Source organism: Solibacillus cecembensis, from assembly GCF_050272495.1.
In the GTDB taxonomy this organism is placed as follows: Bacteria; Bacillota; Bacilli; order Bacillales_A; family Planococcaceae; genus Solibacillus; species Solibacillus cecembensis.
Genome location: NZ_JBNNMF010000014.1, coordinates 60,685 through 74,458, shown reverse-complemented (window position 1 = coordinate 74,458; position 13,774 = coordinate 60,685). Strand labels below are relative to the sequence as shown.

The window sequence follows — 13,774 nt, the reverse complement described above, 5'->3', positions numbered from 1 at the left end:
TATGCCTTTTTTATTTTCAGGCGGATATTACGAGTTAGGCATAGTTGATTTTAGGAGGAAAGAACATGGAAAACAGCAGCAAGAAATTACAGAGAACAATGACTACGCGCCATATTACGATGATGGCGTTAGGTGGTGCCATTGGTGCAGGATTATTTAAAGGGAGCAGTTCAGCCATTGATTTGGCCGGTCCAGCGGTACTTATTGCATATTTATTAGGCGGTATTATTCTATTATTTGTTATGCAAGGTTTAGCAGAAATGGCAGTTCGCAATAGCGAAGCAAGAACATTTAGAGATTTAGTACAATCAATTCTAGGAAAATATCCCGCTTATTTTTTAGATTGGATCTATTGGAAAATGTGGGTTTTAAATATTGCAGCCGAATCGGTCGTTGCAGCAATTTTCATTCAATACTGGTTACCTGAATATCCGATTTGGATACTTGCCCTATCAGTTTCCGTGTTAGTTACAGCCGTAAATTTATTATCCGTAAAAGTTTTTGCAGAAACGGAATTTTGGCTTGCGTTAATTAAGATTTCCGTAATTGTCGTGTTCATCATTGCTGGGCTAGTATTATTACTTGTCACATTTGGTAATCATACAGCGGTTGGTTTTTCGAACTTAACAGATCACGGTGGATTTTTACCGAATGGACCAGCAGGCTTAATTGCAGCAATGCTTGTCGTAATTTATTCTTATGGTGGCACTGAAATTATCGGTATTACATTAGCTGAAACAAAAAATCCTGAAAAAGCAGTTCCAAAAGCTGTTCGCAGTACATTAATCCGTATTATTACATTTTATTTACTACCATTCTTTATTATCGTTAGTTTAATTCCTTGGAATGAAGTAAACGGTGTACCAGAAAGTCCGTTTGTTATGGTATTTAAAATGATTGGGATCCCGGGCGCGGACCATATTATGAATGCAGTGGTCATCCTTGCAATTGTTTCATCGATGAACTCAGGTTTATATGGTTCATCACGCGTGTTGTTTACACAAGCGATGGACGGGCGTATACCTAAAATTTTTGCAAAATTATCGAACAAGAAAGTCCCAGTGTATGCGATATTAATGTGTACAGTAGCGATGTATACAGGTGTAATTATTTCGTTATTTGCGGGAGAAAAAACGTTTGAGTTCCTAATGGGTTCACTAGGCTATACAGTATTATTTATTTGGTTAATCATTGCAGTTGCCCATGTGAAATCACGTAAAATACAGCCCCAAAAAACAAGTGCTTATGCAGTGAAATGGTTCCCTTATACAACGTGGTTTGCAATTATTGCTTTAAGTGCAATTCTTATTGGGATTATTTTCACAACGTCGATTATCGTAACAGGCATAACATTAGTTATTTATATTTTTATCACGTTAACTTATGTATTTAGTGGCCGTTTCCATGTAGAGGGAGAGAAATAAAAAATTATCAAAAAACTATTTTTTTTGAAGAAGAAAGATTATGACGTAATGTAATTAACCGAGGGACTTTTATTTAACACAAAAAGATTGAAAGCAAAATAATATTATTTTGCTTTCAATCTTTTTTTCAAACAATGCTTTTATCAGTTCAATAAACTAATTTAAACTTTCTTTATTCGTTTTAGAGGTTATGGTAAGGCGATCAAAATAACGCTTATTTAACCTCACAAAACAAATCAAAAGGTTCCCGCCACAATTTCTTTTACTCGTTTACCAGTTTATTCAGTTTCTACATATAAATCTGAGAAAAGAAGGATGATAAATCGATAGGCGCACATCCATCGTACCCAATTTAATTTCACCAAATATCGATTAGTTCGTAAAAGGTGTCCAAGTATATAGAGAGGTACACCAATAAAACCAAGGAAAAAATTACATTAGGAAAAATGTTAACTACACTACTAAATCCAATCATAATACTCAAGCAAATGAGCATAACTCCTACTGTATTTTTCATCTACTTACCTCCTTGTTTTTAATACAAGGAATGGGTATTACTAAGGGTTCAAATTTATTGTGAGTAAGTGCATGTAGTGAATTGTCGGAATTAGGTATACCATTTAAGCGATCGTATTTAGTATAGTTGATGAGTTGATTATTGTATGATTGATAATAGAACATCTATCACAATAATTATTTTTTATATGAAAATAAGGAGAGTTACATGACCTGGAGTAATTGAAGCAAAAATTAGAGAGTTTTCTCAGTCCTACATTAAATGGTAGGGTCGAATAACGTTCAACAATCTATTATTATTTACCTGATAAAGCAAGACTTTGTTATATTGCGATAGATAAAAAGCATATCCTCAATATGCGTGCTACAATTATTCAAATAGGATGGTATCAGACGGAGCAAGAAATTAAGAATGATTCAACTATCCAATTTCTGATCAACAATGAGGAATTTGAAGTGATAAGAATAGAAACAAAAGGGGGAGTTACGGAAGATCGTCTACTAGTAATGACTAGGAGTAGAGAGCTTTAAGAATGTGCTTAGGAAATTATTTCAGCACAGTCTTCATCAAATAAATCAAATTTTATCGTAGTAGCGACTAAGTTATTGTCCACTCCAATAGAAGAAAATTTAGAGAGCCATGATATCCTATTAAATATTCTAGCCTTGGTGCATATACGATTTGGAAAAAATGAATTTTATATTGAGGCGAGAAGATGAAATTAAAGCAACAAATTGTGCAATATTTTATGAACTACGGGTGAATACGTTATGATAATTACTAACTCATTGTCATTTTGATGTTAGTATTATTATTGAACTATATATTGAAAGAAAAAATTCTAACATATGGCTAAATTAGTGGTCCCCACAATGTGTCGGATTATGCTCAATTAATAATAATGGAGGTAATAATCGATGAACTTTCAAATGAATGATAAACTACTTAAAATTTTAAAAAAAGTTTATAACAAAAAGAAATATGAAAAAGATGAAAAAGGTTATTATCGTGAAATAGATCATGGAGATGTATGGGATAATGAAAGAGCTGTTTATATTTTTTCAACCGAGAATTTAAAAAATGAAGAAAAAATTTTTTTGGAAGAAAGTTCTTATCCATTAAATGAGGTTGTGCATTATACTCATGATAAAATTATGGATGAAATGAAGGGGTTAATAAAGAGTTCCAGTGTGACAATGGATAAAGTACTTCAAGCATATGTTGCTGGCATGACGAGTTTTCCAAGAGGAAGACAACCAATATTAAGTTATCTTTATGCGAATCAGTGTAAAAATCATCCCTATCAAGGCAATACAGGGAACTGCGAAAATTGCAGTATTAAAAAGGAAAAATACATAAACGTAGGAGACACGTTATTTAGTAGCTATTATGGGGGGTCATGGAATGAGTGTGTTGAAATGATGTTGATTGATTTGAAGGAATTTTCGCAATTAGACGTCCCAACCCCAACAGAAGAAGATCTAGTAATCTTTAGAAAGTTAATAGATGTAATCAGAAATGCCCCACAAGGAGAAACGCTAGGAAAGTTAGAACAGCGAATTAAATCAGCAAAGATATTTGCTAAATTTAATAAGTATGCTGTTCGGGGACAGGTATTAACCTTAGCTGAACTTGGCATTATGCCAAATGATTTTTATCCGCCAATGGTAGATAAATTAGTTGATCCAGTTGAACGAATGAAACTTTATGAGAAGATAAAAGGCTCGCCACGTTCCGATATTATCCTTCCACTAGCTGCATGGCGAGGAGAGCATGGAATTAATGAGAATCGTTTAAAGAACTATTTTGAGAAGTATTATGTTAGCGGAGTTACTTTCCCAAATAGATAAAAATACATTGAAGTATAATTGTATATGGGACTCGGTTGATATATGTCATTAACCAACTTTTAATAAAGATAAGGAAGTTCAATTTTGAATGAAAAATCATAAAATAAAATTTATTTTAATATTATCTACGTTCTTATTATTTTCGTTTACAAGTTTAAATATTTTTGCCTCTTATGTGAAGATGAAAAAAACGGTTGAAGAGTCAATTGCAAACCAAAGTCTTGAAGCAGCAATTGCTATTGCATCAACAATTGATATAGATACCTACCAAAAGTTCTTAAATACTAAGGTTAAAGATGAGAATTATTGGGAAATTAGTGACCATTTAAATGATGCAAGAGAAAAAATGGGTGCTTTATTTGTATATACATTGGAAATTGATAACGCTAAAGTATCGAAAGCAATGGTTGCTGGAGTACCCGAGGGATTAAATGACCTATATAACATTGGAGATGTTTGTACAGTACCCGAAGCTCAGGTCAAAAGAGCCTATGAAGGCAATACATATGTAACGGATGTAATTGAAGATCCCAAATTTGGTTCATATCTTTCTGTTGGAGCACCTATAAAGGATGAAACAGGGAAGGTGATTGGATTCGTAGGTATTGATATTGGTGCCGATACACTAAGTGAAATCAAAGGCAAAGTCATAGAAAGTAATTTCCTACTTTTTGTCTTTAATGGTGTAGTTATTTTGGTTGTTATAGGTTCCTTTTTCTTTTTACAAAGATGGTATCAAAAAGAAGTGGCGAAGGAAGTAGGTGTCACCGAAGATATTTACCAAGCAGAAATTAAAACATTAATCACCTCGGTCTCCTCTCTAAGACATGATTATACCAATCATATTCAAGTTTTACATGGACTGCTTCAATTGGGTGAATCCGGGCAAGCGCAAGAATATTTAGCATCTTTATCAAAAGAAGTTCATACGGTTGAATCACTAAAATTAAGTATAGATCATCCTGGTCTGTCTATATTATTGCAAACAAAGAAACTTGCCGCACAAAATTATCTTATAGATATGAATTTTACAATTTCCCAAGATACATTCTATAAAATAAAAACAACTGATTTAATCAAAATATTATCGAATTTAATCGATAATGCTATTGATGCAACAATTGAATTACCTGAAGGAGAACGGAAAATAACGATATGCTGTACAGCAGATAATACACACTATGTATTTAAGATTATGAATACAGGACCGAAGATTATAGAAAAAGACCAAATTTTTAAACAAGGGTATTCAACAAAAAGAGCAGAGCAAGGGAAAATACGAGGGCAAGGGTTATTTATCGTGAGAGAAGTTGTGGATAAATATAATGGGGAAATTAATATTAATTCAACCAATGATTTAGAGACGACGGCTATTGTAAAAATTCCGCTCAAGAGAAACTGAGGGAGAGCTGTAAACTTTTTAAAAGCAGCGAGAAAGTGATATGTGAAGCTTGTTGGGCAAAATACACATGATGGAGAGAACTTAAATCCCAATGCTTTAATTAATGTTTGAGGTAAGGGCTACAAAATGTTCACATTGAATGTATGAGACTTGATAGTGGGAGACCGGATAATAGTAGAGTAATAGTTAAAGCTCATGAGAAATCATGGGCTTTTTTCCTTCGTTAAAAAAGGCGGTCGTATTTAATCAAAAATTAATCTAGACGGATTTGTAACTGCCCTTGCCATTAAAGACAAAATGTTAACCTCTGATGAAAAGGCAGCCGACATTGCATCGCATTTGAAATAGGCGAATCAATCAGATTGTATGGTGAGTATAGTGAACTAACGAAAAGCGATAATTAGACAAGATAACTTTACCACATCAAATGATGAAGGTAGTGGTGTTTTAACAAATATTTAAAAGAAGAGATGCCTCTATCTACATCCCATCAAAAGTTGAATTATAAATCTATTTACATTTTAAGTGCTATGTAAAAATGAAAGGGAGCAAATAGATCATAACGTTAAGATGAATAGAGGAACATATGAAACAGAATATATATCATAACAATAAGTATTTTCGACAATATGAGGCAATACGATAACGTGAAAATAACTTACTTAAACAACCTATTTTTTTACTCTTATTACAAATTTTGAAGGTAGAGTAGTATTGGATATTGGATATTGGATATTGGATATTGGATATTGGGTGTTGTATGGGGGATTTTGCAGCATATTGTATTGATCATGGTGCGAACCATGTAACAGGAATTGGTATTTCTTTAAATATGATTACTGCAGCAATAAATCGCCTTACACATGGGCATTTAACCTTTTTGAACACTGATTTTGAGGATTTGAACATACAGAATAATTTAATTTATTTTATTGGTAGTTTATGGGGATTTGCGAAGGAGACTGGGGGCATTAATTGGTGAAAAAACTGTTTAAAGATAAATAAAAAACGGGTTCTACTAAGGTAGGACCTAGCCAATTACTTTAAATCTACCGACTTCCAAAACGATTCTACCCCATCCTAAAAAAAAACTTTACCCCTAAAACGGTTGATACTACACTATAGGAACCTGGACGTTTCTATGAAACCTAAAAGTGCGTACTTATATTTATGCGTACAATGCTACATAATAAAAAAGCAACGATATAACAACTCAAATGGGGGACGAAAAAATGATAACTAGTTTACAAGATACAATTAAATTAAATAATGGAATTAACATGCCAGGGATGGGCCTTGGTGTATTCCAAGTAGCAAACGACGCAACAGCAGAAATCGTCAAAAATGCGATTGAGGTTGGCTACCGTAGTATTGATACAGCCGCTATTTATGGTAATGAAGCGGGTGTGGGTGAGGGGATTAAACAAGCACTTGCTTCTATGAATTTAAAACGTGAGGATTTATTTATTACATCTAAAGTATGGAATGCGGGTTTAAGCTATGACGAAACAGTAGCTGCTTATGAAGAAAGCCTACAAAAACTAGGATTAGAGTACTTGGATTTATACTTAATTCACTGGCCAGGCAAAAATAAATATGCAGAATCTTGGACAGCGCTAGAGGATCTATACAAAGCGGGCAAGATCAAAGCAATCGGCGTATGTAACTTCAATATTTCTCACTTACAAGACTTATTAAAAACAGCCCGTGTAACACCAGTTATTAACCAGGTAGAATTCCACCCACGTTTACAACAAGTGGAATTACGAGCATTTTGTAAAGAGCACAATATCCAACTAGAAGCTTGGGCGCCATTAATGCAAGGTGGACTTCTTGAAGATTCAACAATTGCGGAAATTGCAAAAAAATATGGCAAATCAATTTCACAAGTTATTTTACGTTGGGATATCCAAAATGGTGTTGTAACAATACCTAAAACAGTAAGCAAAGAGCGTATGGTTCAAAATGCGAGCATCTTTGATTTCAGCCTTACTGAGGAAGAGCTACAAATAATTAATGCGATGAACTTAGAAAAACGTGTAGGTCCAGACCCAGCAGAATTTGACTTTGTACTATAATCCAACTTTATATTGATTAGAAAAACTAAGTGTAAATAGAAAGAGCCTTTAGGTTTTATCCTAAAGGCTTTCTCTATTTTACATCATAGCAATGTCTTCATCACGTTGCATGAGAACAACGTCTTCACCATTCTCGATTAACTTTTCGATATGATTTTCACCCCAAGTACAAAGTAAGTTAAGCACGGGTTCCATCTTATGTCCATACGGTGTTAAGGAATATTCAACTTTTGGTGGTACTTGATTGAACACTTTGCGATTGATTAATCCACATTGTTCCAACTCTCGTAATTGATTCGTCAACATTTTTTGTGAAATACCTGGAATTAATCGACGAAATTCGTTCGTACGTATTTGACCATGGTGATTAAGGTGACAGAGAATAATAGGCTTCCATTTACCGCCAATTACTTCAAGTGTCGCTTCAACACCAATATTATATATTTTTTGCATCGTGAACCCCCTGTAGTATTCAAAAGTAACTAAAAATACGCTACGTACATTTTTAACATGTATGAATAATACTACATCCTACAATAAAATCAAAGGAGTAATCATTACAATGAAACAATCATCCATACCAAATGCCAAACTAACACTTCTTGCACTAGCGATCAGTGCCTTTGGTATCGGTTCTACAGAATTTATTAGCGTGGGGCTACTTCCACTCATAACAAACGACTTCGGTATATCATTAAGTACTGCTGGCTTAACCGTATCTATTTATGCGCTAGGTGTAACGATCGGGGCGCCAATTTTAACGGTATTAACGTCTCGACTTGACCGAAAGAAAGTTCTATTGCTCGTGATGGTCATATTTATAGTGGGTAATCTATGGGTTGCACTTGCACCTACATTCTCGTTACTACTAATTGGGCGTATTATCTCAGCTTTAGCACATGGTGTATTTATGTCCATTGCAGCAGTCATTGCGGCTGATGTCGTAGCACCTGATAGACGAGCAAGTGCGATTGCATTTATGTTTACAGGTTTGACTTTAGCAACTGTGACGGGGGTTCCACTCGGGACTTTCATAGGCCAAGTAACAGACTGGCGTATGTCATTCATTTTCATCGTAATAATCGGTGTAATTGGTTTAATTAGTAATGCATTACTCGTACCAAATAATTTACCAAAGAGTAATCCAATTTCGTTACGTGATATAGGCAAAGTATTGAGTAATTTACGAATGTTATTAATTCTATTCATCACAGCGATCGGTTACGGAGGCGTATTTGTCGTTTACACATATGTATCGCCCATTTTAGAAAATCATATGGGTTATTCAGCTCAAGCAATCGTCGTTATTTTAGTTATATACGGTATTTTTGTAGCAGTTGGGAATACATTAGGCGGCCATTTTGCAAATAGTAATCCATTACGAGCGTTAGTTTTTAGCTTTATAGGGCTAGCTTTAGCACTGCTGGGCATTAATTTAGCATTTGATTCCCATATTATTGGGCTAATGATGGTCTTGCTCATGGGCCTATTCATGTTCATGAATGTACCTGGCTTACAATTATATGCAGTTCAGCTTTCTGAAAAATATGTACCTTCAGCTACTGCCATGGCTTCAGCTTTAAATATTTCAGCATTCAACGTCGGAATTTTCATAGGATCGTATGTGGGAGGATTAATTGTACGTCATAAATCATTGGAATATACACCTTTATACGGCTTCTTAATGGTGATGGTTGCCGCAAGTATTACATTGGCATGGTTAGTTTATGAAAATAAAAAGAATGCAGCAACCACTACATTTTCGAAAACGAATTAAAATTGATGTAAATGACCTTCATAGAAAAAGTACAAGTCATTGTGTATGAAGTATTGTAATATGGATACTAGTACGCTTATTAGAAACAATTAAGGAGAATGACATGAGCTGGAGTAAATTGAAGCAAAATTTAGAGAGTTTTCTCAGTCCTGCATTAAATGGCAAGGTCGAATATCGCGCAACTGGATACCGTTATTTACCTGATAAAGCAGGACTTTGTTATATTGCGGTAGATAAAAAGAATGTCCTCAATATGCGTGATACAACTACCCAAATTAGATGGTATCAGGCGGAGCAAGAAATTAAGAACGATTCAAATATCCAAATTCCGATCAACAATGAGGAAATTGAAGCGATAAGAAAAGAAACAAAAGGTGTAGTTCCGGAAGATCGTCTACAAGTAATGGCGAGGAGTAGAAAACTTTCAGAATGTGCAAAGGAAATTTTTTCAGCACAGTCCTCATTAAGTAAATCAAATTTTATCGTTGTAGCGACTAAGTTTTTATCCACTCCAATAGAAGAAAGTTTAGAGAGCCATGATATCCTATTGAATATTCTCGCTTTAGTGGACAGACGAGTTGGAAAAAAGCGACTTTTAAACATGGCTGAGAAGATGAAGTTAAAGCATCCGATTGTGCAGTATTTTTATGAACTGCGGGTGGGTACGTTATGATAATAACTAGCTCATTATAAAAATAAATTCCTAATTAATACCGCATTTGAAATTCCTTGTGAAGTAAGTTAAAAGGTTAATAAAGAGGCTGTCTCAAATGGAGTATTTTAGCCAAAAAGAATAAAAAGTGAAGGGCAGAAACATTAATTTAACAATGTTTCTGCCTTTTTTAGTGTTTATTTAGGATAGTAGGAAAATCCCGGATATTTGACGACAGGAGATTCTATTTTTCGTAACGTATCCAATAATTCTAGTCCAACATGCAAATTGTCTCTAACCAGATTATGGGGAGTAAGTGCCATCCATTGATTTAACGATACATTTACAAATCGATTACTCTTGAACATTTCCAAAAACCATAAAGTTTCAGTACCGGTATTCTGAATATAATGCCCAGTAGCAAATGGGACATAGCCAACATCACCAGCTCTATAATCAAATGTACGAGCTGTACCATTTCCGGAAAATACCGTCATGCGCCCCTGACCGGTAAGGTAATACTGCCACTCATCATTATTCGGATGCCAATGTAGTTCTCTCATTGCGCCCGGTTTAACTTCAACAAGAGCCGCTGCAATATTTTTTGAAATAGGGAAATTAGAAGAGTCTACAATTCGTACACTTCCGCCAGACGTTATAATTGGCTTTTGCGCTAGTAACTCATACTTAAAGCTTTGAGGAATCGTTCCATAAGGGGACTGAACCATCTCACTTTCCAGCGTACCTGGAACCTTGTCTTGATAAATATAGACCTGCTTTGAAGGAATGTGGTCAAAGGCACTAACGGGTACTCCGAAATTGGCAGACAGCACATCTTTTGGCGTGTGTGCAAACCAATCAGAGATGGATAAAGTGTTAAGATCAGAAAAGGAACCATCATCGAAAACGAGCAAGAATTCGCAGTGTTCCAATCCTTGTATGGAATGGGGGAGTCCAGGAGGGAAGTACCAAAGATCGCCTGGCCCTACATCGGCAATAAAATTTCGTCCCTCTGTGTCTATAGCGGTAATTCGCGCGCGACCTACTATCATGTAGGCCCATTCGGCTTGTTGATGCCAATGCAATTCCCGCACACCACCGGGAGTCAAGCTCATATTTACACCTGCTAGCGTGGTAGCAATAGGTAGTTCTCTACTAGTGATTTCCCGGGACCAACCTCCGTGATTTAATGTCATTGAAGTGTCTGAAAAAGAAAATCGCATGTTAGGGAGCAAGCCGTTATCCGTTTCAGGTGGAACGAGCATGTCAGGATTTTCAAGATCCCGCATAATATCACGAGGACCGGTATCATATCCCCCGGCGCCGTCATATCGGATGGGCTGTGGTGCATTTTCATACATATTTAGGTATTGTTTCGAAATATCCATTCCATAGGCTCCTCTCATTGGTGGGCATTTTTTGTTTACTCTTACATTAAGGTTTATGCAATAAAAATTGTATAAATGTTTTTATATTAAAAATTAATCATTAGAATCACTGCTCTTATTTTGTAATCCGACACCTTTAATAATTCTACAAATGAGGAAATGTTCTTCGCCCGAATTCAATAAAGACTAAAGTCAAAATTAGGCACATACTCCGACATGGGTGAATAACTTAATGGGAAATTACTTATTAAAAATGAGGTGTTACACATGGGATACTATGTAACGGTCGAACCAGGTGTCAATATATATGTAGAGGACATCAATCCGATGGGAAATAAAACGATACTTTTTATTCATGGATGGCCACTAAACCATAACCAGTTCGAATATCAGTTCAACTACCTTCCAACGCTTGGATATCGTTGTATTGGAATAGACTGGAGGGGATATGGCAATTCGGATAAACCTTTTAGTGGGTATAGTTTCGATAGATTAGCAGATGATGTCCGCATGGTCATCGAGACGTTACAGTTAAGAAACATAACACTGGCAGGACACTCTACAGGAGGCGCGATCTCGATTCGTTATATGGCTCGTTACAAAGGACATGGGGTATCTAAACTTGTCCTGATTGACGCTGCCTCACCATCTAGCGTTCCAAAAGAATTTACAAACAAAATCATTGAAGATACTAATCATGACCGACCACAAATGCTGCAAGATCAACCGGAACTTTTTTTCTTTCAACATATTTCTGAACCGAAATCTGATTGGTTCGTTTTAATGGGATTACAAGCGGCGAATTGGGCAACTTCCGCCATTATGGTAACGCTTCGAGATGAAAATGTTCACAATGATCTCGGTCAAATCGATGTACCCACATTAATTATTCACGGAATTCATGATAAAGTCGTTCCGTTTAGCCAAGCAGAGGAAACAAATAAGCTGATCAAAAATTCGACGTTAGTTCCGTTTCAATACAGTGGCCATTGCGCTTTTTTAGAGGAGCGAGATAAATTCAATCAATTATTAGCTTCATTTGCATAACGACTAGGAATTGCAACACGTCCGAGCTGCGGTGATGGTGCATTTTATATTGATAACTAAAATTCGAATAAATTGCTGATAAAGTAAGTTTCTTTATGTATAGGTATTCAAAAGGAGTTAAGCGACCTACGCTTAACTCCTTTATTTCTGTCGAGAATTCCTTTTGAGATTCCAGGAAGAAGCTGTGTTAATTCGCCAGAAGAAGCAATTGTTAGTCTAATAGACTCCTAGCAAAAAATCAGGGCACTACATAAATTAATTTGTAGTGCCCAAAATATTTAACTTCTAATCCCCCAATACGTAATCGTTCTCCAAATATATTCTAACGGTCCAAAGCGGAATTTGGATAACCACCATTTACTAAAGAACATTTGGAAAATATAGATGGCAATGGCAATCATAATAGCTGTCGTTAATTGCAGTTTTCCGTACACGCCAAATGCAAAAGGACCAAATAAGACTGTGCAGATAATGGATTGACTAATATAGTTTGTAAATGCCATTCTTCCAGGGAAAGTGAACCACTGTAAAACTTTCTTCCCTTTTACAGTGTGATAGATGAAGAGGAGGCTAATGGCATAAAAAATTATGATTAGCGGTGAGCTAATATATTGAATCGTTTGAACAGCGTATTGATTTTCTACGATAAATGGTAAAGCCCAATTTAAAGTGCCACCTGTAAGTAAGGTAATAAGCCAAGTGATGAAAAATCCTTTTCTGTGTTGTTGGAAATGGTGCACCCACTTTTTCTTCGCAATTGCTGCTCCAAACATAAAGATGAGTAGAAAAGGAAGATTCGAAATTAAATAGGCTAGTGGCATGCCGGAGTATAGCGCATATAATCCGTTTCTCATCGTATAATAGGTTCTTTCAGCGATGTTCGCCTCTATCAATTGTTGAATGTTTCCAGATTGATGTACTTCTATTGTTGCTTGGATGAGCTTTTGATCTTCTTCTGATATGTTTGTCATCATAGCAGAAGAGTCGGCTGATAGAGAACCTAGTGTGACTAGAATAATTAACAAGCTATATAAAGTGATACTAATAAATAACAGCGTCTTCGGCTTGAACTTATGCATCAGTAGCAGTAAAAATCCAAGGATTGCATAGTCTGTTAAAATATCGCCGAACCAGATGAAGTACGCATGGATACTACCGAAAATAAATAATGCAATGAGTCGTCGAGAATAAATTCCCCAGAAGTTTAACTGCTTGATTGCGGTTCTTTCCTGCATAATGACCATCCCAAAACCAAATAGCATAGAAAAGAGCAGGACAAACTTTCCAACAACAAACATAGCAAGAGCAGACTGCACAGTGTAATCAGATTCATTCCAGAAAGCTGTCCATTCATTTTTAAATGAAAGATCTTGCTGTAGGTACGCAGGATAAAGATACCAAACAATATTTGCTATAATAATTCCGAGGAGCGCGAAACCTCTAAGCATATCAATCGTTTCGAGGCGATCTTTTCCTGAAATAGGTGAGACCTTTTGTTTCATTATTATCCATCCTTTTCAAAATATTTAATAATGAAACTGTAAACGATAAATATCAAGAAAGGATAAAGCACCGTACTTTATTTTTTCTTGATATTTATAAAGGAGAATTAATGAAAAAAGTAAATGAATAGGATGGT

At 35.5% G+C, this 13,774-nt stretch carries 11 protein-coding genes and 1 pseudogene; 9 read left to right on the top strand and 3 right to left on the bottom strand.

From position 1 onward, the window contains the following. Positions 1-65: 65 nt before the first annotated feature. The 6 genes and pseudogenes from ACQKIH_RS13550 to ACQKIH_RS13525 all read left to right on the top strand — a co-directional run bounded on the left by ACQKIH_RS13550 (position 66) and on the right by ACQKIH_RS13525 (position 7,271). The gene (locus tag ACQKIH_RS13550; protein WP_427766822.1) at positions 66-1,424 is read left to right on the top strand and encodes an amino acid permease; all 1,359 of its coding nucleotides are present in this window, start codon (positions 66-68) and stop codon (positions 1,422-1,424) included. Between the two features lie 724 nt (positions 1,425-2,148). Next, positions 2,149-2,715: pseudogene (locus ACQKIH_RS13545) on the top strand (SF0329 family protein). Between the two features lie 143 nt (positions 2,716-2,858). Then, positions 2,859-3,791 carry a hypothetical protein gene (locus tag ACQKIH_RS13540; protein WP_427766819.1) on the top strand — a complete coding sequence of 311 codons (933 nt, stop codon included), beginning with the start codon at positions 2,859-2,861 and terminating at the stop codon, positions 3,789-3,791. Positions 3,792-3,879: 88 nt separating this feature from the next. Then, a complete protein-coding gene (locus ACQKIH_RS13535; protein ID WP_427766817.1) occupies positions 3,880-5,193 on the top strand; it encodes a GHKL domain-containing protein in 1,314 nt (437 codons plus the stop codon). 721 nt (positions 5,194-5,914) lie between these two features. Then, the gene (locus ACQKIH_RS13530) at positions 5,915-6,175 is read left to right on the top strand and encodes a class I SAM-dependent methyltransferase (RefSeq protein WP_152982914.1); all 261 of its coding nucleotides are present in this window, start codon (positions 5,915-5,917) and stop codon (positions 6,173-6,175) included. A 250-nt stretch (positions 6,176-6,425) separates the two neighbouring features. Next, positions 6,426-7,271 carry an aldo/keto reductase gene (locus tag ACQKIH_RS13525; RefSeq protein WP_427766814.1) on the top strand — a complete coding sequence of 282 codons (846 nt, stop codon included), beginning with the start codon at positions 6,426-6,428 and terminating at the stop codon, positions 7,269-7,271. Positions 7,272-7,349: 78 nt separating this feature from the next. On the opposite strand, the gene ACQKIH_RS13520 is transcribed toward ACQKIH_RS13525, so the two are convergent. Beyond that, a complete protein-coding gene (locus tag ACQKIH_RS13520) occupies positions 7,350-7,724 on the bottom strand; it encodes a winged helix-turn-helix transcriptional regulator (protein WP_057982672.1) in 375 nt (124 codons plus the stop codon). A 109-nt stretch (positions 7,725-7,833) separates the two neighbouring features. On the opposite strand from ACQKIH_RS13520, the gene ACQKIH_RS13515 reads away from it, so the two are divergent. Together ACQKIH_RS13515 and ACQKIH_RS13510 are read left to right on the top strand one after the other, a co-directional pair. Beyond that, positions 7,834-9,048 (top strand): MFS transporter, encoded by a 1,215-nt coding sequence (locus tag ACQKIH_RS13515; RefSeq protein ID WP_427766811.1) that lies wholly within the window; start codon positions 7,834-7,836, stop codon positions 9,046-9,048. Between the two features lie 103 nt (positions 9,049-9,151). Beyond that, a complete protein-coding gene (locus ACQKIH_RS13510) occupies positions 9,152-9,721 on the top strand; it encodes an SF0329 family protein (RefSeq protein WP_427766808.1) in 570 nt (189 codons plus the stop codon). A gap of 176 nt (positions 9,722-9,897) precedes the next feature. On the opposite strand, the gene ACQKIH_RS13505 is transcribed toward ACQKIH_RS13510, so the two are convergent. Further along, a complete protein-coding gene (locus ACQKIH_RS13505) occupies positions 9,898-11,088 on the bottom strand; it encodes an oxalate decarboxylase family bicupin (protein WP_427766806.1) in 1,191 nt (396 codons plus the stop codon). 267 nt (positions 11,089-11,355) lie between these two features. On the opposite strand from ACQKIH_RS13505, the gene ACQKIH_RS13500 reads away from it, so the two are divergent. Next, the gene (locus tag ACQKIH_RS13500) at positions 11,356-12,135 is read left to right on the top strand and encodes an alpha/beta fold hydrolase (RefSeq protein WP_427766804.1); all 780 of its coding nucleotides are present in this window, start codon (positions 11,356-11,358) and stop codon (positions 12,133-12,135) included. 278 nt (positions 12,136-12,413) lie between these two features. Here ACQKIH_RS13500 and ACQKIH_RS13495 read toward each other — a convergent pair whose 3' ends face one another. Further along, complete coding sequence (locus ACQKIH_RS13495; RefSeq protein WP_427766802.1) at positions 12,414-13,637, bottom strand: DUF418 domain-containing protein; 1,224 nt, start codon at positions 13,635-13,637, stop codon at positions 12,414-12,416. Between the last annotated feature and the right edge of the window lie 137 nt (positions 13,638-13,774).

Coding starts and splice junctions, on each gene's coding strand:
- ACQKIH_RS13510 (WP_427766808.1), top strand. CDS start 9,152: ATGAGCTGGAGTAAATTGAAGCAAAATTTAGAGAGTTTTCTCAGTCCT.
- ACQKIH_RS13495 (WP_427766802.1), bottom strand. CDS start 13,637: ATGAAACAAAAGGTCTCACCTATTTCAGGAAAAGATCGCCTCGAAACG.
- ACQKIH_RS13525 (WP_427766814.1), top strand. CDS start 6,426: ATGATAACTAGTTTACAAGATACAATTAAATTAAATAATGGAATTAAC.
- ACQKIH_RS13550 (WP_427766822.1), top strand. CDS start 66: ATGGAAAACAGCAGCAAGAAATTACAGAGAACAATGACTACGCGCCAT.
- ACQKIH_RS13500 (WP_427766804.1), top strand. CDS start 11,356: ATGGGATACTATGTAACGGTCGAACCAGGTGTCAATATATATGTAGAG.
- ACQKIH_RS13540 (WP_427766819.1), top strand. CDS start 2,859: ATGAACTTTCAAATGAATGATAAACTACTTAAAATTTTAAAAAAAGTT.
- ACQKIH_RS13515 (WP_427766811.1), top strand. CDS start 7,834: ATGAAACAATCATCCATACCAAATGCCAAACTAACACTTCTTGCACTA.
- ACQKIH_RS13520 (WP_057982672.1), bottom strand. CDS start 7,724: ATGCAAAAAATATATAATATTGGTGTTGAAGCGACACTTGAAGTAATT.
- ACQKIH_RS13505 (WP_427766806.1), bottom strand. CDS start 11,088: ATGGATATTTCGAAACAATACCTAAATATGTATGAAAATGCACCACAG.
- ACQKIH_RS13535 (WP_427766817.1), top strand. CDS start 3,880: ATGAAAAATCATAAAATAAAATTTATTTTAATATTATCTACGTTCTTA.